The 21,141-nt window shown below is 65.5% G+C and carries 20 protein-coding genes; 18 read left to right on the top strand and 2 right to left on the bottom strand.

The genetic code is table 11. The annotated features are described in order from the left end of the window. Positions 1-156 precede the first annotated feature (156 nt). The 16 genes from AB4Y35_RS16475 (at position 157) to cysM (ending at position 16,799) form a co-directional block, all read left to right on the top strand. Complete coding sequence (locus AB4Y35_RS16475; protein ID WP_028208183.1) at positions 157-762, top strand: DUF2059 domain-containing protein; 606 nt, start codon at positions 157-159, stop codon at positions 760-762. 222 nt (positions 763-984) lie between these two features. Next, positions 985-2,067, top strand: coding sequence for a 3-phosphoserine/phosphohydroxythreonine transaminase (serC, locus tag AB4Y35_RS16470; protein WP_368705105.1), 1,083 nt, complete (start codon positions 985-987; stop codon positions 2,065-2,067). 62 nt (positions 2,068-2,129) lie between these two features. Next, positions 2,130-3,215, top strand: a complete 1,086-nt coding sequence (gene pheA, locus AB4Y35_RS16465) for a prephenate dehydratase (protein WP_368705104.1) — start codon at positions 2,130-2,132, stop codon at positions 3,213-3,215. Between the two features lie 129 nt (positions 3,216-3,344). Continuing rightward, positions 3,345-4,466 carry a histidinol-phosphate transaminase gene (gene hisC, locus AB4Y35_RS16460; protein WP_368705103.1) on the top strand — a complete coding sequence of 374 codons (1,122 nt, stop codon included), beginning with the start codon at positions 3,345-3,347 and terminating at the stop codon, positions 4,464-4,466. A 30-nt stretch (positions 4,467-4,496) separates the two neighbouring features. Continuing rightward, entirely contained in the window at positions 4,497-5,441 is a 945-nt protein-coding gene (locus AB4Y35_RS16455; RefSeq protein WP_368705102.1) for a prephenate dehydrogenase, read from the top strand. Positions 5,442-5,523: 82 nt separating this feature from the next. Beyond that, a complete protein-coding gene (aroA, locus tag AB4Y35_RS16450; RefSeq protein ID WP_368686673.1) occupies positions 5,524-6,828 on the top strand; it encodes a 3-phosphoshikimate 1-carboxyvinyltransferase in 1,305 nt (434 codons plus the stop codon). 28 nt (positions 6,829-6,856) lie between these two features. After that, a complete protein-coding gene (gene cmk, locus AB4Y35_RS16445; RefSeq protein ID WP_368705101.1) occupies positions 6,857-7,540 on the top strand; it encodes a (d)CMP kinase in 684 nt (227 codons plus the stop codon). A 181-nt stretch (positions 7,541-7,721) separates the two neighbouring features. After that, positions 7,722-9,452, top strand: coding sequence for a 30S ribosomal protein S1 (rpsA, locus tag AB4Y35_RS16440; RefSeq protein WP_258365450.1), 1,731 nt, complete (start codon positions 7,722-7,724; stop codon positions 9,450-9,452). 25 nt (positions 9,453-9,477) lie between these two features. Further along, positions 9,478-9,801, top strand: a complete 324-nt coding sequence (locus AB4Y35_RS16435) for an integration host factor subunit beta (RefSeq protein ID WP_027817382.1) — start codon at positions 9,478-9,480, stop codon at positions 9,799-9,801. Positions 9,802-10,095: 294 nt separating this feature from the next. After that, positions 10,096-10,389, top strand: a complete 294-nt coding sequence (locus AB4Y35_RS16430) for a lipopolysaccharide assembly protein LapA domain-containing protein (protein WP_028208175.1) — start codon at positions 10,096-10,098, stop codon at positions 10,387-10,389. A gap of 64 nt (positions 10,390-10,453) precedes the next feature. After that, positions 10,454-11,629, top strand: a complete 1,176-nt coding sequence (lapB, locus tag AB4Y35_RS16425) for a lipopolysaccharide assembly protein LapB (protein WP_368705100.1) — start codon at positions 10,454-10,456, stop codon at positions 11,627-11,629. 128 nt (positions 11,630-11,757) lie between these two features. Next, positions 11,758-13,155, top strand: a complete 1,398-nt coding sequence (locus AB4Y35_RS16420) for a UDP-glucose/GDP-mannose dehydrogenase family protein (RefSeq protein WP_368705099.1) — start codon at positions 11,758-11,760, stop codon at positions 13,153-13,155. After that, entirely contained in the window at positions 13,127-14,131 is a 1,005-nt protein-coding gene (gene rfaE1, locus AB4Y35_RS16415; protein ID WP_368705098.1) for a D-glycero-beta-D-manno-heptose-7-phosphate kinase, read from the top strand. The genes AB4Y35_RS16420 and rfaE1 overlap by 29 nt, the downstream gene beginning before the upstream one ends. Before the next feature lie 105 nt (positions 14,132-14,236). Continuing rightward, positions 14,237-15,229 (top strand): ADP-glyceromanno-heptose 6-epimerase, encoded by a 993-nt coding sequence (rfaD, locus tag AB4Y35_RS16410; RefSeq protein WP_368705097.1) that lies wholly within the window; start codon positions 14,237-14,239, stop codon positions 15,227-15,229. Between the two features lie 73 nt (positions 15,230-15,302). Continuing rightward, complete coding sequence (locus AB4Y35_RS16405) at positions 15,303-15,653, top strand: ComEA family DNA-binding protein (protein WP_368705096.1); 351 nt, start codon at positions 15,303-15,305, stop codon at positions 15,651-15,653. Between the two features lie 243 nt (positions 15,654-15,896). Next, complete coding sequence (gene cysM, locus AB4Y35_RS16400; RefSeq protein WP_368705095.1) at positions 15,897-16,799, top strand: cysteine synthase CysM; 903 nt, start codon at positions 15,897-15,899, stop codon at positions 16,797-16,799. A 58-nt stretch (positions 16,800-16,857) separates the two neighbouring features. Here the strand turns inward: cysM and mltB are convergent, their stop codons facing one another. Next, positions 16,858-18,219, bottom strand: a complete 1,362-nt coding sequence (gene mltB, locus AB4Y35_RS16395; RefSeq protein WP_368705094.1) for a lytic murein transglycosylase B — start codon at positions 18,217-18,219, stop codon at positions 16,858-16,860. Positions 18,220-18,434: 215 nt separating this feature from the next. On the opposite strand from mltB, the gene AB4Y35_RS16390 reads away from it, so the two are divergent. Together AB4Y35_RS16390 and AB4Y35_RS16385 are read left to right on the top strand one after the other, a co-directional pair. Then, positions 18,435-19,361, top strand: a complete 927-nt coding sequence (locus tag AB4Y35_RS16390) for a histone deacetylase family protein (RefSeq protein WP_368705093.1) — start codon at positions 18,435-18,437, stop codon at positions 19,359-19,361. 64 nt (positions 19,362-19,425) lie between these two features. Then, complete coding sequence (locus AB4Y35_RS16385) at positions 19,426-20,220, top strand: enoyl-CoA hydratase (protein WP_368705092.1); 795 nt, start codon at positions 19,426-19,428, stop codon at positions 20,218-20,220. 13 nt (positions 20,221-20,233) lie between these two features. Here the strand turns inward: AB4Y35_RS16385 and AB4Y35_RS16380 are convergent, their stop codons facing one another. Further along, on the bottom strand, positions 20,234-21,124 hold the full coding sequence (locus AB4Y35_RS16380) for a lysophospholipase (protein WP_368705091.1): 891 nt from the start codon (positions 21,122-21,124) through the stop codon (positions 20,234-20,236). Positions 21,125-21,141: the final 17 nt, after the last annotated feature.

Raw genomic sequence — 21,141 nt, 5'->3', positions numbered from 1 at the left:
CTTACGCGGGCTTTAAGGTGGGTTTCAGCGAACCTTGTTAGTGTCAGCGAAATGAATGGTGTGCCGGGCGGACCGGTGAGCGGGCGCAGAACGCAATGCGGCGCCCCGCAGTCCGCGCGGCAGTGCAAATCGATTAATTTCTCAAAGGGAGTAATGATGCAAAAACGATTCAAGCAGGTGATGTTGCTGGCCGCTCTCGTGCCGACGTTTGCCATGGCTCAGGCGCTCCAGAACCAGGCGCCCGCCCAGGCACCGGCAGCGGCTGCAGCACCCGTCGATCCGGCCAAGCAAGCCGCGATCAAGGACCTGCTCGACGCGATCGACGCACAGAAGCTCGTCGGCGCAATCGGCAACAGCGCCCAGATGCAAGCCAAGCAGCTCGTCCCGGCCATCCTCTCGGACGCGCTCTCGGAAAACAAGACGATGACGGACAAGCAGAAGCAAGCTGCCGTTCCGTCGCTGCAGAAGAACGCCGTGCCGAAGCTGGTTGACTCGGCAGGCCAGGTCTTCGCGACCGACTCGTTCAAGACGGACGCCATGCAAGCTCAGTACGACGCTTACGCGAAGTACTACAGCACGCAGGAAATCAAGGACCTGACGACGTTCTACCGCAGCCCGACCGGCCGCAAGTTCATTCAGGTTCAAGACCAGGTTGGCCGCGACGTCGTGAACAGCCTGATGCAGAAGTACATGCCGCAGTCGATCAAGGCAACGCGCGACCAGGCCGACAAGGAAGTCGCTTCGGTCAAGGTCGGCAAGTAAGTCTGGCGTCACGCGCCCTCTGGCCCGCAGCCATGATGTACGGTAGCGGGGTCGGATCGGCCGCGTAGACCGGGAAGCCCGTCGCCACGCCGTGCGTGGCGGGTTCCCGGCGACAATGCGATAATGGTCGTTTGCGCGATGAGCGCAAGCGGCCATTTTCTTTTTTCTGGCGTGTTTTCCGGCGGTTTTTGCCACAGCGCCTGCCTCGGGGATCCCTTTACGATGCGCGTCTACAACTTCTCAGCTGGGCCGGCAGCGCTGCCAGAAGAAGTCCTGCGTCAGGCCGCTGACGAAATGCTCGACTGGCACGGCAGCGGCATGGGTGTGATGGAAATGAGTCATCGCGGCCCGGAATTCATGCAGATCCACGCCGAGGCGCTGCTCGATCTGCGCGAGTTGATGCAGGTCCCCGCAAGTCACCAGATCCTGTTCCTGCAGGGCGGCGGCATCGGCGAAAACGCGATCGTGCCGCTCAACCTGTTCGGCTCGAAGCCGCGCGCCGACTTCGTCATCACCGGCTCGTGGTCGCAGAAGTCGCAGAAGGAAGCGCTCAAGTACGGCGCAGCGCATATCGCCGCGACGGGCCGCACCGAGGCCGGTTTCACGCATTCGCCGCCGAAGGGCGAGTGGCAGCTCTCCGACGACCCCGCCTACCTGCACCTGTGCACGAACGAGACGATCGACGGCGTCGAGACCTTCGAGATTCCCGACCTCGGCGACATTCCGCTCGTGGCCGACGCCTCGTCGCACATCCTGTCGCGCCCGATGGACATCGCCAAGTACGGTGTGCTCTACGGCGGCGCGCAGAAGAACATCGGCATGGCGGGCGTGACGGTCGTGATCGTGCGCGAGGACCTGCTCGACCGCTCGATGCCGATCTGTCCTTCGGCGTTCGAATGGAAGACCGTGGCCGCGAACAACTCGATGTTCAACACGCCGCCGACCTACGCGATCTATATCGCGGGGCTCGTGTTCAAGTGGTTGAAGCGTCAGGGCGGTCTCGAAGTCATCGAGGCGCGCAATGTGGAAAAAGCGAAGCTGCTCTACGACACGATCGACGCGAGCAGCTTCTATATCAACAAGGTGGAGCGCCGCGCGCGCTCGCGGATGAACGTGCCGTTCTTCCTCGCCGACGAAACACGTAACGCAGATTTCCTCGCCGGCGCCAAAGAGCGCGGGCTGTTGCAGCTGAAGGGCCACAAGTCCGTCGGCGGCATGCGGGCATCGATTTACAACGCGGTGCCGCTCGAAGCAGTGAATGCGCTGGTCGAGTACATGAAGGAATTCGAGGCGAAGCACGCGTAAGCGCTCCTCGCTCACGGGCGAAGCGGCGCCGCGCGCATCCTTTCAGATTGCCGGTTTCACGCATGGACGACGAACTCAACTCCCAACTCAAGCCGCTGCGCGAACGCATCGATGCGATCGACGCGCAGCTCATCGCGCTCCTGAACCAGCGCGCCTCGGTCGCGCTCGAAGTGGGCGAGGTCAAGAAGCATTTCAACGCGCCGGTGTTTCGCCCGGAGCGCGAGCTTCAGGTGATCGAGCGCCTGCAGAACATGAGCGACGGCCCGCTCGGCAACGATCACATCAGCGCGATCTGGCGCGAGATCATGGCCGCGAGCCGCTCGCTCGAAAAGACGATTTCGGCTGCGTTCCTCGGCCCGGTCGGCACCTATAGCGAACAGGCGATGTACCAGTACTTCGGTCAGTCGATCGAAGGCCTGCCGTGCCCGTCGATCGACGAGGTGTTCCGCTCGGTCGAGGCGGGCGCCGCCGAGTTCGGCGTCGTGCCGGTCGAGAACTCGACCGAGGGCGCCGTTTCGCGCACGCTCGACCTGTTCCTCGAAACGCAGCTCGTCATAGGCGGCGAAATTGCGTTGCCGATCCAGCATAATCTGATGACGCAAAGCGGCAACCTGCAAGGCGTGACGCGCGTGTGTGCGCACCCGCAGGCGCTCGCACAGTGCCAGCACTGGCTGACGGCGAACGCACCGCAGCTCGAGCGTCAGCCGGTGTCGAGCAACGCCGAAGCCGCGCGCCTCGCTGCCGCCGACCCGACGGTCGCCGCGATTGCGGGCGATCGCGCCGCCACGCACTACGGTCTGCTGATCGCGAACGCGCTGATTCAGGACGACCCGCACAACCGTACGCGCTTCGTCATGATCGGCAAGCAGCCGGCGGGCGCGACGGGTCGCGACCAGACCTCGATGATCGTGTCGGTGAAGAACGAGCCGGGCGCGGTGTACAAGCTGCTCGAGCCGCTCGCGCGCCACAGCGTGTCGATGACGCGTTTCGAGTCGCGGCCGGCGCGCCTTGGCAGCACGTGGGAGTACTACTTCTACATCGACTTCGAAGGTCACCGCGACGAACCCGCCGTGGCCGCCGCGCTCGACGAACTCAGCAAGAAGGCCGCGTATCTGAAGATCCTCGGCTCGTATCCGCGCGCACGCTAACGCGCGGAAGGCGCGGGCGGCCCGCCGCCAACCGCCGCCCGCCGCATGAATGTGCCGGGCGGCGCGCCTTTCCCGATCCGTCTGGACGAGACCGTTGTACGCCCGGCGCCTTGAGCCCTGGAGAGACGCATGACCACGCAATTCGGCCCCTCGTATGTGCGCGCCATCGCGCCTTACATCGCCGGCAAACCGATTTCCGAAGTCGCCCGCGAGTTCGGGCTCGACGAAGCGCGCATCGTGAAGCTCGCCTCGAACGAGAATCCGCTCGGCATGCCCGAATCGGCGCAACGCGCGATCGTGCAGGCCGCGAGCGAACTGGGCCGCTATCCCGATTCGAACGCGTTCGAGCTGAAGGCCGCGCTGGCCGCGCGCTACGACGTGCCGTCCGAGTGGATCACGCTCGGCAACGGCAGCAATGACATTCTCGAAATGGCCGCGCATGCGTTCGTCGAGCGCGGTCAGGCGATCGTCTATTCGCAGTACTCGTTCGCGGTCTATGCGCTCGCGACCCAGGGCCTCGGCGCGCGCCATATCGTGACGCCGGCGGTGCGCTACGGCCACGATCTCGACGCGATGCTGGCGGCGATCGACGAAGATACGCGTCTCGTGTTCGTGGCGAACCCGAACAACCCGACTGGGACGTTCGTCGACGGCGCGACGCTCGAGGCGTTCATCGCGAAGGTGCCCGCGCATGTCGCGGTCGTGCTCGACGAGGCGTACACGGAATACCTCGCGGCCGGGAAGCGCTATGACTCGATCGCGTGGGTGCGCCGCTTTCCGAACCTGCTCGTTTCGCGCACGTTCTCGAAGGCCTACGGACTCGCCGGCCTGCGTATCGGCTTCGCGGTCGCGCAGCCTGAACTGACCGATCTGCTCAACCGTCTGCGTCAGCCGTTCAACGTCAACACGCTCGCGCAGGCCGCTGCGATTGCCGCGCTCGGCGACACGCCGTTCCTCGAGCGCAGCGCGGCGCTCAATGCAGAAGGCTATCGCACGCTCACCGCGGCGTTCGAGCGCCTCGGCCTCGAATACGTGCCGTCGGACGGCAATTTCGTGCTGGTGCGCGTGGCGAAGGACGCAGCGGACGACGGCGCCGGCGAGCGCGTGAATCTCGCGCTGCTCAAGCAAGCCGTGATCGTACGTCCGGTGGGCAACTATGGCCTGCCGCAATGGCTGCGGGTGACGATCGGCTTGCCCGAGGAGAACGCGGCATTCGTCGCGGCCCTCGAACGAGCGCTTGGCGCGCCGTGAGCGCGCAACCCTTACTTTTTCGGTGACGTCGTGAGTGCGTTTTCGTTTAACAAACTGGTGATTTTCGGCGTGGGCCTGATCGGCGGGTCGCTCGCGCGCGCGTTGCGCGAGCGCGGTTCGCACGGCGGCCAGGGCGCGCAGGTGATCGGCGTGGGCCGCAGCGCAAAGTCGGTAGCGCGCGCGCTCGAACTGGGCGTGATCGACGCCGCCGCGACGCTCGACGACGAAGCGGCGCTCGCCGCCGCGCTCGCCGGCGCCGACATCGTGCTGATCGCCGCGCCCGTCGCGCAAACCCACGTGCTGCTCGAGCGCATCGCGCCGCACCTGGGGCAAGCCACCATCGTGACCGACGCCGGCAGCACCAAGAGCGACGTGATCGCCGCGGCCCGTGCCGCGCTCGGGGCGCGCATCGCCCAGTTCGTGCCGGGGCATCCCATCGCCGGGCGCGAGTCGAGCGGCGTCGACGCCGCGTTGCCCGATCTCTACGTGGGCCGCAACGTCGTGCTGTGCCCGCTCGCGGAAAACGCGCCGGCAGCGGTCGAGCGCATCGCTGCGATGTGGCGCGCCACGGGTGCCGTGATCGGCGAGATGCCGGCCGCGCAGCACGATCGCGTGTTCGCGTCGGTGAGTCATCTGCCGCATGTGTTGTCGTTTGCGCTCGTCGACCAGATTCTCGCGTCGCCCGACGCCCAGCTGAAATTCTCGTTCGCCGCGGGCGGCTTCCGCGACTTCACGCGCATTGCCGCGTCGAGCCCCGAAATGTGGCGCGACGTGTGCCTCGCGAACCGCGCCGCGCTGCTCGCCGAACTCGACGGCTACACTGAGGTGCTGGCCAGGTTGCGCGCGGCCATCGACGCCGGCGACGGCGCGGCGCTCGAAACCGTGTTCGCGCGTTCGCGTGCGGCGCGCGAGGCGTGGCAGGAGCGCGGCGGCAAGGGCGCGGCATCGCCCATCGATGTGGCACCAGGCAAATAAGCAAGCAGGACCCAGCCCGACGGCGCGCGCGCCGCAACCTCAGGCAACCCCAGGTACCACCAGGCATTCTCAGGACACGCTCATGGAACACCTCGATCTCGGACCGTTCACCCGTGCGTCCGGCACGATCCGTCTGCCCGGCTCGAAGAGCATCTCGAACCGCGTGCTGCTGCTCGCGGCACTGGCCGAGGGCGAAACGACCATCACGAACCTGCTCGACTCCGACGACACGCGCGTGATGCTCGACGCGCTGGAAAAGCTCGGCGTGAAGCTCAAGCGCGAAGACGACACCTGCGTCGTACAGGGCACGCGCGGCGCGTTCCAGGCGGTGCGCGCGGATCTCTTTCTCGGCAACGCGGGCACGGCGGTGCGTCCGCTCACGGCCGCGCTCGCGGTGAACGGCGGCGACTACCGCATTCACGGCGTGCCGCGCATGCACGAGCGGCCGATCGGCGACCTCGTCGACGGCCTGCGCCAGATCGGCGCGAAGATCGACTACGAAGAAAACGAAGGCTACCCGCCGCTGCGCATCCGCCCGGCGCCGATTTCGGTCGAGGCGCCCATCCGCGTGCGCGGCGACGTGTCGAGCCAGTTCCTCACGGCGCTTCTGATGACGCTGCCGCTTGTGCGCGCCAAGGACGGCGTCACGATCGTCGAGGTGGACGGCGAGCTGATCTCCAAGCCCTACATCGAAATCACGATCAAGCTGATGGAGCGCTTCGGCGTGAAGGTCGAGCGCCACGGCTGGCATCGCTTCGAGATCCCGGCGGGCGTGCGTTACCAGTCGCCGGGCAAGATCATGGTCGAGGGCGATGCGTCGAGCGCGTCGTATTTCCTCGCCGCCGGCGCGATCGGGGGCGGCCCGCTGCGCGTGGAAGGCGTGGGACGCTCGAGCATCCAGGGCGACGTCGCCTTTGCCGCGGCGCTCATGCGCATGGGCGCGAACGTCACGGTCGCCGACGACTGGATCGAGGTGCGCGGGATCGGCAACGATCACGGCAAGCTCGACCCGATCGACATGGACTTCAACCTGATCCCCGATGCGGCCATGACGATCGCCGTGGCGGCACTCTTCGCCGATGGCGCGACCACGCTGCGCAACATCGCGAGCTGGCGCGTGAAGGAAACCGACCGCATCGCCGCGATGGCCACGGAACTGCGCAAGGTGGGCGCGAACGTGGAAGAGGGGCCTGATTACCTGATCGTGCGTCCGCCCGAGACACTCACGCCGAACGCCGCGATCGACACGTACGACGATCACCGCATGGCGATGTGCTTCTCGCTCGTGAGCCTCGGCGGCGTGCCGGTGCGCATCAACGACCCGAAGTGCGTCGGCAAGACGTTCCCTGATTACTTCGAGCGCTTCCTGGCGCTCGCGCAACCTTGATTCAAATGAAGCCGAGTACCTTTGCCGCATGAAATCGACCCGTCCCTTTTATCCGACGCCCGTCATCACGATCGACGGCCCGACTGCTTCCGGCAAGGGCACGGTGGCCGCGCTGGTCGCCGCGCAACTCGGCTTTCACCTGCTCGACAGCGGCGCGCTGTATCGGCTGGCGGCGCTCGCGAGCGTGCGCTACACGATTGCCGCCGATGACGCCGAGAGCCTTGCGAAGCTGATCGACGACCTCCACATCACGTTCCGCGAGGGGCTCGCGCAGCTCGACGGCGTCGACGTGTCGAACGAAATCCGTGCCGAGGAAGTGGGCAACCGCGCTTCGATGATCGCCGCGCATCCGGCCGTGCGCACCGCGCTCGTGGCGCGCCAGCGGGCGTTTCGCAAGCTTCCCGGGCTCGTCGCGGACGGCCGCGACATGGGCACGGTGATCTTCCCCGACGCCGTCCTGAAGGTGTTTTTGACGGCCAGCGTGGAGGCCCGCGCGGCCCGCCGGCATAAGCAATTGATCCAAAAAGGTTTTTCTGCTAATATGGATGACTTGCTTCGGGATTTGCGTGAACGCGACGCGCGCGACAGTAACCGCGCGGCCGCGCCGCTCAAGCCTGCAGCGGATGCGCAGCTTCTCGATACCTCGGCGCTCTCCATCGACCAGGCGGTCGAACAGGTGGTGCAGTGGTATCAGGCATTGCCGGTGCGGTAGTCAACGAACACGGCAAAGCGCAGTAAAGAAAGCAGTAAGCAGTGCGAGTTGGTGCCCTGGAAAGAAACAGGGCGTGTGTTAAACCCTTTAACCCCGTATGGCTTTTGCATCTGCGCCGCGAGCATCGTGTTCCGGCCTCAACGCCCGGCAGTCAAAACTGGCTGGCAGGGCAGCGAAAACCATGCAAATCCAGATTTTTATGTCCGACCTGCAAACCTCCACCCCCAATACCGAATCCTTTGCGGCTCTGTTCGAAGAGTCGCTGACCCGCCAGGACATGCGCGCCGGCGAAGTCATCTCCGCTGAAGTCGTGCGCGTCGACCACAACTTTGTGGTCGTCAACGCTGGCCTGAAGTCCGAGGCCTATATTCCCATCGAGGAATTCCTGAACGACCAGGGCGAAGTGGAGGTTCAGGCGGGTGATTTCGTTTCCGTCGCGATCGACGCGCTGGAAAACGGCTACGGCGACACCATCCTGTCGCGCGACAAGGCGAAGCGTCTCGCTTCGTGGCTGTCGCTGGAAAAGGCTCTCGACAACAACGAACTCGTGACCGGCACGATCACGGGCAAGGTCAAGGGCGGCATGACCGTCATGGTCAACGGCATCCGCGCGTTCCTGCCGGGTTCGCTCGTCGACACGCGTCCGGTCAAGGACACGACGCCGTACGAAGGCAAGACCCTCGAATTCCGCGTCATCAAGCTCGACCGCAAGCGTAACAACGTCGTGCTGTCGCGCCGCGCAGTGATCGAAGCCACGCAAGGCGAAGAGCGCGCAAAGCTGCTCGAAACGCTCAAGGAAGGCGCGATCGTCAACGGCGTGGTCAAGAACATCACCGACTACGGCGCGTTCGTGGACCTCGGCGGCATCGACGGCCTGCTGCACATCACCGACATCGCATGGCGTCGCGTGCGTCACCCGAGCGAAGTTCTCTCGGTTGGCCAGGAAGTCACCGCGAAGATCCTCAAGTTCGACCAGGAAAAGAACCGCGTTTCGCTCGGTATCAAGCAACTGGGCGACGATCCGTGGGAAGGCATCTCGCGCCGTTACCCGTCGGGCACGCGCCTGTTCGGCAAGGTCACGAACATCACCGACTACGGCGCATTCGTCGAAGTCGAATCGGGCATCGAAGGCCTGGTTCACGTGTCGGAAATGGACTGGACCAACAAGAACGTTGCTCCGTCGAAGGTTGTCCAGCTGGGCGACGAAGTCGAAGTCATGGTCCTCGAGATCGACGAAGACCGCCGCCGCATCTCGCTCGGCATGAAGCAGTGCAAGCCGAATCCGTGGGATGACTTCAGCCGCAACTTCAAGAAGGGCGACAAGCTCCAGGGCGCGATCAAGTCGATCACCGACTTCGGCGTGTTCATCGGTCTGCCTGGCGGCATCGACGGTCTGGTTCACCTTTCGGACCTGTCGTGGTCGGAAGCTGGCGAAGAAGCCGTTCGCAAGTACAAGAAGGGCGATGAAGTCGAAGCCGTGGTTCTGGGCATCGACGTCGAGAAGGAACGCATTTCGCTCGGCATCAAGCAGCTCGAAGGCGACCCGTTCAGCAACTTCGTTGCTGTCAACGACAAGGGTTCGATCGTCGACGGCGTGGTCAAGTCGGTTGACGCCAAGGGCGCAGTCGTGACGCTGAACGCCGACGTCGAAGGCTACCTGCGTGCTTCGGAAATCGCGCAAGACCGCGTGGAAGATGCTCGCAACGTGCTGAAGGAAGGCGACAAGGTCAACGCGATGATCATCAACATCGATCGCAAGTCGCGTGGCATCAACCTGTCGATCAAGGCGAAGGACTCGGCTGAAACGCAGGAAGCACTGCGCAGCATGTCGGCTGATTCGGGTCAGGCTGCCACCGGCACGACCAACCTCGGCGCGCTGCTGAAGGCCAAGCTCGACGGCCAGAACCAGTAAGCCTCAAACGGGGGCAAGCTGAAGTATGACCAAATCTGAATTGGTCGCGCAGCTGGCTACGCGATTTCCGCAACTTGTTCTCAAGGACGCGGATTTCGCGGTCAAGACGATGCTCGATGCGATGTCCGAGGCGCTTGCCAAGGGCCATCGCATCGAAATTCGTGGCTTTGGCAGCTTCGGCCTGAATCGTCGGCCGTCGCGCGTCGGTCGCAATCCGAAGTCGGGTGAAAAGGTGCTGGTGCCTGAGAAGTTCGTGCCGCACTTCAAGCCGGGCAAGGAATTGCGCGAGCGCGTGGACCGTAATTCGGGCGAGCCGCTGAAGGCGGACGAGCCGGACGACGACCTGTAAGCGTTGGATCGTTTTCGATCGGGCGATTGCGGTCGTCGGCGGTCAATGCCAGATGGCCAGAATGCATGGACCGGTAAAAAGCGCTGGGGTGAACAACCCCGGCGCTTTTTTTTCGTCCGCGCCTTTTCGACGCGGTTAGTTCCGGCAAGCTGCGTTGCCACGCTCGGCGCTCGCTCACACGTGTCGGCCCGCGAGCCGTTCAATTACAATACGGGACACTTCGGCGCGGCTTGTGCTGCGACGCAGCATGTCCGCCGTGCCGGCGCCTTTCTCAACTGCCAAGAGAATCCTTCAATGAGATTGATCGCCTGGGTGATCCGTGTGCTGGTGTTCGTACTGCTGCTCGTACTCGCGCTCGCCAACACGCAAACCGCGACGCTGAACTTTCTGGCCGGATATTCGTGGCAGGCCCCGCTGATCCTGATCGGCCTCGCGTTTTTTGTCGTGGGGCTGCTGGCGGGGCTGCTTTCCGCGCTGCCCGGCGTGTTCCGGCTGCGCATGGAAAACGGCCGCCTCAAACGCGACTTGCGGGTGGCGCGTGAAACGCCCACGCCGAGCGTCGAGCCGCCGTTGCCGCCGCTCATCTGATTTGTATTGCCGTGCCGCGCGCCTGAACGCGTGCGGCTGATTTCCCGCTCATACCATCGCTCGCATGGATCTCGATTTTTGGTGGCTCCTCGTCATTCCCGTGGCTTTCGCGCTCGGCTGGATGGCGTCGCGCTACGACCTGAAGGCACTGCTTTCCGAAAGCGCCAACCTGCCGCGCTCGTATTTCCGCGGCCTGAATTTTCTGCTCAACGAGCAGCCGGACAAGGCCATCGACGCGTTCATCGAGGTCGCCAAGCTCGACCCCGAAACCGTCGAACTGCACTTTGCGCTCGGCAATCTGTTTCGCCGCCGCGGCGAGACCGACCGCGCAATCCGCGTGCATCAGAATCTGCTCTCGCGTTCCGACTTGCCCGTGAACGAGCGCGACCACGCGCTCTATGAACTCGGCCAGGATTTTCTGAAGGCCGGCATGCTCGACCGCGCCGAAGAGACCTTCGGCAAGCTCAAATCGGGCGACTTCGCGCTCGGCGCACAGCGCGCACTGCTCGCGATTTACGAGATCGAGAAGGACTGGAACCGCTGCATCGATACGGCACGTCATCTCGAAACGATGGGCGCGGCTTCGCTCGACCTCGAGATCGCCCAGTTCCACTGCGAACTCGCGCAGGAAGCGCTCCAGCAGAAAAAGCCCGACGAAGCACGCCGTCAACTGGCGCTCGCGCTCAAGGCCAACGCGCAGAACGTGCGCGCGACGATCCTCGCGGGCGACGTCGATGCGGCCAGCGGCGATTGCGAGACGGCGCTTGGCCATTGGCGCGAAGTCGAGGCGCAAAACCCCGCTTATCTGCCGCTCGTCGCCGAAAAGGTCATGAAGGCCTACGAGACGCTCGGCCGTGCCGAAGAGGGCGCACAATTGCTCACGACGTGGGTCGACGCGTATCCGTCGAACGATCTGCTCGATGTCGCCTACAAGTATGTCGCCGCGCTGCGCGGCGCCGATGCGGCACACGCGCTCGCCCGTACGCAGATGCAGAAGTCGCCGAACCTCGCCGGCATGGCGCGCCTGCTCGAAGCGCAGCAGGCCACGGCAGAAGAGCCGCGCCGCAGCGAACTCGAGCTGATGCGCAAGCTGCTCCAGCAGCGCACCAAGAACCTGCCTCGCTACACCTGCCAGAACTGCGGCTTCCGGGCGCGCCTCTTCTACTGGCAGTGTCCGGGCTGCAGCGGCTGGGAAACCTATGCGCCGCGCCGTGTCGAGCCGGTTCCCGCGTCGAGCTGAGCCTTAAGGGCGCGCGTGCCCGGCCCGGCACCTGGCCGGCCGCGCCTGGCCGGCCGCGCCTGGCCGGCCACGCCTAGCCGGCCGCGCCCACAGTCATTCCAACATCCGCATCTGTCACCGGAGCGCCTATGAAGATCACCATTGTCGGTACCGGCTACGTCGGCCTCGTCACCGGTGCGTGTCTTGCCGAAATCGGCCACGACGTGTTTTGCCTCGATGTCGATCCGCGCAAGATCGATATCCTGAACGGCGGCGGCGTCCCGATTCACGAGCCGGGCCTGCTCGAACTCATCGCGCGCAACCGCGCGGCCGGGCGCATTACCTTTTCCACCGACATCGCAGCGAGCGTCGAGCACGGCGAGGTGCAGTTCATTGCCGTGGGCACGCCGCCCGACGAAGACGGCTCGGCCGATCTCCAGTACGTGCTCGAGGCGGCCCGCAGCATCGGCCGCCACATGAACGGCTTCAAGGTGGTCGTCGACAAGTCGACGGTGCCGGTCGGCACGGCGCAGCGCGTGCACGGCGTGCTGGCCGAGGAACTGGCGAAACGCGGCCTCGCGCACAGCGTGGATCACCGCTTCTCGGTCGTCTCGAACCCCGAGTTCCTCAAAGAAGGCGCGGCCGTGGACGACTTCATGCGCCCGGACCGCATCATCATCGGCCTCGACGAGGACGAGAACGGGACCGCCGCGCGCGAGAAGATGAAGCGCCTCTACGCGCCGTTCAACCGCAATCACGAACGCACGATCTACATGGACGTGCGCTCCGCCGAATTCACGAAGTACGCGGCCAACGCCATGCTCGCCACGCGCATCTCGTTCATGAACGAGATGGCGAATCTCGCCGACCGCGTGGGCGCCGACATCGAGTCGGTGCGCCGCGGCATCGGCTCCGATCCGCGTATCGGCTATCACTTTCTCTATGCGGGCTGCGGCTATGGCGGCTCGTGCTTCCCGAAGGACGTGCAGGCGCTGATCCGCACGGCCGCGGAGTCGGGCCAGAATCTGCGCGTGCTCGAAGCCGTCGAGGAAGTCAATCACGGCCAGAAGGAAGTACTCGTGAAGAAGATCGCCAGCGTGTGCGGCGACGACCTCACCGGCAAGCACTTCGCCGTGTGGGGCCTCGCGTTCAAGCCGAACACCGACGACATGCGCGAAGCGCCGAGCCGCCGCCTGATCGCCGACCTGCTCTCGCGCGGGGCCACGGTGGCGGCGTGGGACCCGGTCGCGGCCGAGGAGGCACAGCGCGTGTTCGCGCTCGATCTCGCGCATGAGCCGGAGCAGCACGCGCGCCTGACGTTCGCATCGAGCCAGGACGACGCGCTCACGGGCGCGGACGCGCTGGTGATCGTCACCGAATGGACCGCCTTCAAGGCGCCTGATTTCGCGCATTTGAAGAAGGTGCTCAAGGCACCGCGGATCTTCGACGGACGCAACCTCTACGAGCCCGACGCCATGGCGGAGCTCGGCATTGACTATCACTCGATTGGGCGGCCTCATGTCAATCTCGCAAACTCCGCAGCCTGAAGCCGCGCCCGTCGCCGCGCTTGCCACTGCGATCGCACCCGAAGTGCGCGTCGTGCCGCGCGAAAAGCTCGCGACCTCGCGCGTGCTGGTGGTGGGCGACGTCATGCTCGACCGCTACTGGTTCGGCGACGTCAACCGCATCTCGCCGGAAGCGCCGGTGCCGGTCGTGCATGTGCAGCGCAAGGAAGACCGCCTGGGCGGCGCCGCGAACGTCGCGCGCAACGCGGCCGCGCTCGGCGCGCATGCGGGCCTCCTGTGCGTGGTGGGCCACGACGAGCCCGGCGAGCGCATCGTCGAGCTGCTCGACGAAAGCAACGTGAACGCGTATCTCGAGCGCGATCCCGCCTTGCCGACCACCATCAAGCTGCGCGTGCTGTCGCGCCAGCAACAGCTGTTGCGTGTGGACTTCGAAAACACGCCCGCGCACGAGATCCTGCTCGCCGGCCTCGCGCGTTTCGACGCGCTGCTGCCCACGCACGACGTGATCCTGCTCTCCGACTACGCGAAGGGCGGGCTCACGCACGTCACGCAGATGATCGCGAAGGCGCGCGCCGCGGGCAAGGCGGTGCTCGTCGATCCCAAGGGCGACGACTGGGAACGCTATCGCGGCGCGAGCCTCATCACGCCCAACCGCGCGGAGCTGCGCGAAGTGGTGGGCACGTGGAAGTCCGAGGAGGACCTGCACGCGCGCGTGACGAAGCTGCGCCGCGAACTGCAGTTCGACGCGCTGCTGCTCACGCGCTCGGAAGAGGGTATGACGCTCTTTTCCGACGACGGCGCGCTGCACGCGGCGGCCGACGCGCGCGAAGTGTATGATGTCTCGGGCGCCGGCGACACGGTGATCGCGACCGTCGCGGTCATGCTGGGCGCGGGCTTGCCGCTCGTCGAAGGCGTTGCGCTCGCGAATCGCGCGGCCGGCATCGTGGTCGGCAAGCTCGGTACGGCCACCGTCGACTACGACGAACTCTTTCAATAACGTTGTGCACGCGAGCGCGCAGCGCTCGCGCCCCGGCCGGCATTTCCGCAGCGTTTTTCCGGCGGGCTATCAACCTCGCGTGAACCTCGTCACCGCAGACCTATCATGACCCTCATCGTCACCGGCGCGGCCGGCTTCATCGGCAGCAACATCGTCAAGGCGCTGAACGAACGCGGTGAAGACCGCATCATCGCCGTCGACAATCTCACCCGCGCGGACAAGTTCAGGAATCTCGTCGATTGCGAGATCGACGACTACATCGACAAGACCGAGTTCGTCGAGCGCTTCGCGCGCGGCGATTTCGGCGACGTGCGCGCGGTGTTCCACGAAGGCGCCTGTTCGGACACGATGGAAACCGACGGCCGCTACATGATGGACAACAACTTCCGCTATAGCCGCGCCGTGCTCGACGCGTGCCTCGCGCAGCGTGTGCAGTTTCTGTATGCGTCGTCGGCGGCGATCTATGGCGGCTCGACGCGCTTCGTCGAGGAGCGCGACGTGGAAGCGCCGCTCAATGTGTACGGCTATTCGAAGTTCCTGTTCGACCAGGTGATCCGCCGCGTGCTGCCCACGGCGCAAAGCCAGATTGCGGGCTTTCGCTATTTCAACGTGTACGGTGCGCGCGAAACGCACAAGGCGCGCATGGCGTCGGTGGCGTTCCACAACTTCAACCAGTTCCGCGCCGAAGGCCGCGTGAAACTGTTCGGCGAATACAACGGTTATGCGCCGGGCGAGCAGACGCGCGACTTCGTCTCCGTCGAGGACGTGGTGAAGGTGAACCTGTTCTTCTTCGATCATCCGGAGAAGACGGGCATCTTCAATCTGGGCAGCGGCCGCGCCCAGCCGTTCAACGACATCGCCACGACCGTGGTGAACACGCTGCGCGCGATGGAAGGCAAGCCCGCGCTCTCGCTCGCGGAGCAGGTCAAGGAAGGGCTGATCGAGTACATCCCGTTCCCCGACGCGCTGCGCGGCAAGTATCAATGCTTCACGCAAGCGGACCAGTCGAAGCTGCGCGCAGCGGGCTACGACGCGCCGTTCCTGACGGTGCAGGAAGGCGTGGATCGTTACGTACGTTGGCTTTCTGGCCAGGTGTAACGCGAAGCCCTGACTTCATAAACTGGACTCTCCTCGCCGGCGATGGTCGCCGGCGTTTTCAGGGAGATCCAGCATGTTCCGAAAAGTCCTTGCGGCGGCCGCGCTTCTGGCCGTATTCAGCCACGCCTTCGCGGCCGTGGACGTCAACACTGCCAACGAAGACGCGCTTCGCGGCATCAAGGGCGTGGGGCCCGCGCGCGCCAAGGCGATTCTCGACGAGCGCAGCGCGCACGGCCCGTACAAGGATGCCAGTGACCTCGGCAAGCGCGTGAAGGGCATGGGCGGCCATACCGTCGAACGTTTGCAGGCCGAAGGATTGGCGATCGGCCCCGCGCAGCCCCAGGCGGCGCAGGCGAAGGTTGCGCAGGCAACGCCCGCGAAGGCGGGCGCCCAGCAGCCGGCCGCCGTGGCGGTCAAGAAGTAGCAGGCCGCTTGCGTTTTACCCCGCGCGTCGTGCTTCTCCGTCGCGGGGCGTAGGTTCCTTCAGGTGTCGCTCAGGTGATGTCGACCCGCGACGTTGACCCGCGGCCCGGGCCGCGGGCTTTTTGCCGCACATGGTGGTCGGGTCGCCAGCCTGCGTCCATACCGGCGTTATGGGTCCCCTGCGGTCGCTGCCCGCGTGGTTTAGAATCGACGGGTCACGTCATCGCGCCTCACTGCCATCCCCATGCCCTACAAGACCATTGAAGACACGATCGGCAATACCCCGCTCGTGCAACTCGTCCGCATGCCGGACGACGAAATCCGCGCCCGCAACAACGTCGTGCTGGCCAAGCTCGAAGGCAACAACCCGGCTGGGTCGGTAAAGGACCGACCGGCGCTCTCGATGATCCGTAAAGCCGAAGAGCGCGGCCGCATCAAGCCGGGCGACACGCTCATCGAAGCGACGAGCGGCAATACGGGCATCGCGCTCGCCATGGCGGCGGCGATCCGCGGCTACAAGATGGTGCTCATCATGCCGGAGGATCTCTCGGTCGAGCGTCGCCAGAGCATGGCGGCTTACGGCGCCGAAATCATGCTTACGCCGGTCAAGGGCGGCATGGAATATGCGCGCGACCTCGCCGAGCAAATGCAGCGCGACGGCAAGGGCATCATCCTCGACCAGTTCGCCAATCCCGACAATCCGCTTGCGCACTACGAGACCACCGGCCCGGAAATCTGGCGCGACACCGAAGGGCGCATCACGCACTTCGTCTCGTCGATGGGCACGACCGGCACGATCATGGGCACGTCCCAGTTCCTGAAGGAAAAGAATCAGGCGATCGAGATCGTCGGCGCGCAGCCTGAAGAAGGCTCGCGCATTCCGGGCATTCGCAAGTGGCCCGAAGCGTATATGCCGAAGATTTTCGACCGCAGCCGCGTGGATCGCGTGGAGAACGTGAGCCAGGCCGCCGCCGAGAACATGGCGCGCCGTCTTGCCTCGGTCGAAGGCATTTTCGCGGGTATTTCGTCGGGCGGCGCATGCGAGGTGGCGATGCGTCTTGCGCGCCAGCTCGAGAACGCGACGATCGTGTTCATCGTCTGCGATCGCGGCGACCGGTATCTCTCGACGGGTGTGTTTCCCGCCTGAAGCGTGGACGCAAAAAAACGGCCTTCGATGAAGGCCGTTTTGCTTTGTAGCGCTGAAATCAGTCTTGCTGCGCGGGCGGCGTCGTGCCCGTACCATTCGGGGCGCTGTTCATCCCGTTGCCATTGCCATTGCCATTGCCATTGCCATTGCCATTGCCGTTGCCGTTGCCGTTGCCGCCGTTGATGCCGCCGTTGCCGCCATTTCCACCGTTTCCGTTCGCGGGGCCCACACCCACGCCCGGCTGCGTCGCCAGCATCTGTGCCTTCACGCGCATGCCCAACTGATACACCGCGAGCGCATAGAAGAAGCTGCGGTTATAGCGCGTCAGCACGTAAAAATTCTTGAGGCCGAGCTTGTACTCGGTGCCGCGGCCAGGCGAGGGCAGGTCGATCACCGTGACAGGCGTGCTTGCCTCGGCGGCGATATCCACGTCCGGCTGGTCGAGCACGAGGCCCGAGCGCAGCAACTGGCTCAGCGGCCAGCGCGGTTCGGGCTTGCCGTCGGCGGCGGCCTGGGCGATGCCGAGGCTGCCCGCATCGGTGGCGATGTTCCACACCACGGGCCGTCCCGATTCCCAGCCGTTCTGCCGCAGATAGTTCGCCACGCTGCCGATCGCGTCGGCCGTGCTCGCGCGCAGGTCGATGTGATTGTTGCCCTCGTAGTCCACCGCGTACTGCACGATGCTGCTCGGCAGGAACTGCGGAATGCCGATCGCGCCCGTGTACGAGCCTTGCACCGACGACGGATCGATCTGCGCGTCACGCGTCCACACGAGGTAGTCCTCGAGGTTCTTGCGGAACGTCGCCATGCGCTCGGCGCGGTTCGGCGTGTTCGGGTAATCGAAGGCGAGCGTGGTGAGCGCATCGAGCACGCGGAAGTTGCCCATGTAGCGGCCGTAGATCGTCTCCACACCGATGATGCCGACGATCACCTCGGGCGGCACGCCGAACTCTTCCGATGCGCGCTGCAGCGTGGCCTGGTTCGCGCGCCAGAAGCGCACGCCCGCATTGATGCGCACCGGGTCGAGGAAGCGCGCCTGATACGCGCGCCAGTTCTTCACGCCCGGCACGGGCGAGGGCGTGACGAGCTTCACCGCCGTCGCCGAATAGTTCGCGCTCGAGAACAGCGCGTGCAGTGCGGTGGGATCGAAGTCGTAGCGCGCCACCATGTCGTTGATGAAGCCGTCGACGTCCGGATTGTTCGCGTAGCGCTGCGGGACGATTTCCTCTTCGAACGTCTGGCCCTGCGTCGGCGTTTGCGGCTGTGCCTGCGCGAGCGTGAGCGGCGTCTGTCGCGATTTCGGCGCGGCAGTTTGCGCGCGCGCCGCGCCGGTGCACAACGACGCCGCGACGCAAAGCGCGAGCGCGAAGGTCGTGCGACGTGGACGGCTGGAGGCGGACAGAGCGGTCTTGAGGGTCATGAGAGAGCGGGGGGAGAGCGGTCCAGGAAGAACCCGGGCAGTATAACCGAGCGCCTTACGGGAATTGGGCCGTTGCGCGCCGGCGTGGCGCGTGAGCACCAGGTCGCTGTGGTAACGTGGTGTTTGTTCGCGCGCCAGCCGGCGTGCCGCTAGACTAAAGACAGAAGGAGACCCGCGGCCGCGCGCATGCGCGAAGCCCGCGGCGAGAGCGACTCATGACGACCGGTTTCTTCTCTCACCCCGATTTTCTGCTGCACGAGATGGGCGAATGGCATCCCGAATGCCCCGCGCGTCTGCAGGCCATCGAAGACCAGCTGATCGCGAGCCGCATCGACGCGCTGGTCGAGCGCGACGAATCGGCGCCGCTCGCGACCGAGGCGGACCTCCTGCGCGTGCATACCCAGGCGCACATCGACTTCATCCGCAACATGGCGCCCAAGGAAGGCTACGCGAGCATCGACCCCGACACGCTGATGAATCCGCACACGTGGCAGGCGGCGCTGCGTGCGGCGGGCGCGGCGATCGCGGCCACCGACGCGGTGCTCGCCGGGCGCTACGAGAACGCATTCTGCAGCGTGCGCCCGCCCGGCCATCACGCGGAGCCCGCGCGCGCGATGGGCTTTTGCTTCTTCAACAACATCGCGATCGCGGCGCGCCATGCACTCGAAGTTCATGGCCTCCAGCGCGTGGCGATCGTCGATTTCGACGTGCATCACGGCAACGGCACCGAGGCGGCGTTCGCGGGCGACTCGCGCGTGCTGATGTGCAGCTTCTTCCAGCATCCGTTCTATCCGTACTCGGGGGCCGAGAATCCGGCGCCGAACATGGTCAACCTGCCGATCGCGGCGCGCACGAAAGGCATGGAAGTGCGCGAGGCCATCGACATCATGTGGCTGCCGCGGCTGCACGAGTTCAAGCCGGAGATGGTGTTCGTCTCGGCGGGTTTCGACGCGCATCGCGAAGACGACCTCGGCAACATGGGGCTCGTCGAGGACGACTTCGCGTGGATCACGGAACAGATTCGCGAAATCGCGGGCCGCTATGCGAAGGGGCGCATCGTGAGCAGCCTCGAAGGCGGCTATAACCTCTCGGCGCTTGGCCGCAGCGTGGTGGCGCATCTGCGCGTGCTGGCGGATATCTAGGCTTTCGGTGCGGCCCTGAGCGCAGACCCGCATCGCACCCATTCGAACGAAGGAGACACGCAACGTGAGTGCTATCCCCTCTTCATCGCCGGTGCTCGTCGAGGTCACACGCGATGCGTACGGTGTGCCAGGCGTCGTGCGCCTCACGCTGAACCGCCCGGATGCGTTCAACGCGCTTTCCGAGGCGCTCATCGATGCATTGCAGGGCGAACTCGCCGCGCTGGCGCAATCCGACGCGCGCGTGGTCGTGATCGCAGCGGCGGGGCGCGCGTTCTGCGCGGGCCACGACCTGAGGGAAATGCGCGCGGCGCCCTCGCACGAGTACTACGCAAAACTGTTCGAGCGCTGCTCGAAGATGATGCTCGCGATTCAAAAGATGCCGCAGCCCGTCATCGCGCGCGTGCAGGGCGTGGCGACGGCGGCGGGCTGCCAGCTCGTCGCGATGTGCGATCTGGCGGTGGCGGCGGACTCGGCGCGCTTTGCGGTATCAGGCATCAATCTGGGGCTCTTTTGCTCGACGCCCGCCGTGCCGCTCTCGCGCAACGTCTCGCGCAAGGCGGCCTTCGAGATGCTGATGACGGGCGAGTTCATCGATGCGCAAAAAGCGTTGCGCGAAGGCCTCGTGAACCGCGTGGTTCCCGCCGACGAACTCGACGCCGCCGTGACCGCGCTGGCCGCGAGTATCTGCGCGAAACCGCGCGAGGCGGTCGCGGCAGGCAAGGGGCTCTTCTACCGGCAGCTCGAAATGGGCATCGACGCCGCGTATCAGCTGGCCGGGCAGACCATGGCCTGCAACATGATGACCGACCCCGCGCTCGACGGCGTGCAGGCGTTCATCGAGAAACGCGGCGCGAAGTAACACGCCTGGCCGGTCAGCCGTGCCGGTCGATCCAGTCGATCAGCGCGCCAATCACGCGCTCCCGATCGAGGTCGTTGAGCGTTTCGTGGTAGCTGCCTTCATAGAGCGTGAGCGTGCGATCGGGCGATCCCACGTTCGCGGCGAAGGCGCGGCTGCCTTCGGGCTCGGTGAGCTTGTCTGCGGTGCCATGCCAGATCAACGCGGGTAGTCGCAGTTGCGCGCGTCCCGCCTCGATGCGCTTCATCGCTTCCAGCAATTGCGCCCCCGTGCGGGCGGGAATCGCGCCGTGATGCACGAGCGGATCGGCGCGATTGGCTTCGACCACGTCGCGCACGCGCGCGAGCAGCGCCGCGTCGATCTTCATCGCCGGAAAGGTCGGCCAGACCGCGCTGATCACGCGGCTCGCGGCGATTTTCCACGCGGGCACGTCGCGGCCCGGCGCGAGCGCCGCGCTCGAAAGCAGCAGGCCCGCGAGCCGCACGCGCGATTGCGGCAGGCGCTCGACGGCGTAGAGCGCGGCGATTGCGCCGCCCATGCTGTGCCCCATCAGGAAGAGCGGAGTGCCCCGTGTGGCGCATTGCGCGCTCGCGTGGGCGAGAAGTGCCTCGGCGTCGTCGAGATATTCGTCGAAGTGTGCGACCCAGGTGCGGCGGCCGGGGGCACGCCCGTGGCCGCGCAGATCGATTGCGTAGACATCGATGCCTGCGGCATTCAACCGCGCGGCGAGCGCCGCATAGCGGCCCGCGTGTTCCGCCAGGCCATGAACCAGCGCGATGGCCGCGCGCGGCGTCGCGCTCGCGCGCCAGACGTAGAGCGGCAGGTCGACGCCGTCACGCGTACGCAGCGTCGCTTGCCCGGTGGGTTCGGCGGCTTGCGCCATGGCGATGTTCTGACTGGTCTCCATCTCACTCCCTGTTTGCG

The sequence above is a fragment of the Paraburkholderia sp. EG286A genome, from assembly GCF_040965375.1.
Taxonomy (GTDB): Bacteria; Pseudomonadota; Gammaproteobacteria; order Burkholderiales; family Burkholderiaceae; genus Paraburkholderia.
Note: the sequence above shows the minus strand (reverse complement) of the source record. Positions and strands in the feature narration are given on the sequence as shown.

Coding starts and splice junctions, on each gene's coding strand:
- AB4Y35_RS16475 (WP_028208183.1), top strand. CDS start 157: ATGCAAAAACGATTCAAGCAGGTGATGTTGCTGGCCGCTCTCGTGCCG.
- serC (WP_368705105.1), top strand. CDS start 985: ATGCGCGTCTACAACTTCTCAGCTGGGCCGGCAGCGCTGCCAGAAGAA.
- pheA (WP_368705104.1), top strand. CDS start 2,130: ATGGACGACGAACTCAACTCCCAACTCAAGCCGCTGCGCGAACGCATC.
- hisC (WP_368705103.1), top strand. CDS start 3,345: ATGACCACGCAATTCGGCCCCTCGTATGTGCGCGCCATCGCGCCTTAC.
- aroA (WP_368686673.1), top strand. CDS start 5,524: ATGGAACACCTCGATCTCGGACCGTTCACCCGTGCGTCCGGCACGATC.
- cmk (WP_368705101.1), top strand. CDS start 6,857: ATGAAATCGACCCGTCCCTTTTATCCGACGCCCGTCATCACGATCGAC.
- rpsA (WP_258365450.1), top strand. CDS start 7,722: ATGCAAATCCAGATTTTTATGTCCGACCTGCAAACCTCCACCCCCAAT.
- AB4Y35_RS16435 (WP_027817382.1), top strand. CDS start 9,478: ATGACCAAATCTGAATTGGTCGCGCAGCTGGCTACGCGATTTCCGCAA.
- AB4Y35_RS16430 (WP_028208175.1), top strand. CDS start 10,096: ATGAGATTGATCGCCTGGGTGATCCGTGTGCTGGTGTTCGTACTGCTG.
- lapB (WP_368705100.1), top strand. CDS start 10,454: ATGGATCTCGATTTTTGGTGGCTCCTCGTCATTCCCGTGGCTTTCGCG.
- AB4Y35_RS16420 (WP_368705099.1), top strand. CDS start 11,758: ATGAAGATCACCATTGTCGGTACCGGCTACGTCGGCCTCGTCACCGGT.
- rfaE1 (WP_368705098.1), top strand. CDS start 13,127: ATGTCAATCTCGCAAACTCCGCAGCCTGAAGCCGCGCCCGTCGCCGCG.
- rfaD (WP_368705097.1), top strand. CDS start 14,237: ATGACCCTCATCGTCACCGGCGCGGCCGGCTTCATCGGCAGCAACATC.
- AB4Y35_RS16405 (WP_368705096.1), top strand. CDS start 15,303: ATGTTCCGAAAAGTCCTTGCGGCGGCCGCGCTTCTGGCCGTATTCAGC.
- cysM (WP_368705095.1), top strand. CDS start 15,897: ATGCCCTACAAGACCATTGAAGACACGATCGGCAATACCCCGCTCGTG.
- mltB (WP_368705094.1), bottom strand. CDS start 18,219: ATGACCCTCAAGACCGCTCTGTCCGCCTCCAGCCGTCCACGTCGCACG.
- AB4Y35_RS16390 (WP_368705093.1), top strand. CDS start 18,435: ATGACGACCGGTTTCTTCTCTCACCCCGATTTTCTGCTGCACGAGATG.
- AB4Y35_RS16380 (WP_368705091.1), bottom strand. CDS start 21,124: ATGGAGACCAGTCAGAACATCGCCATGGCGCAAGCCGCCGAACCCACC.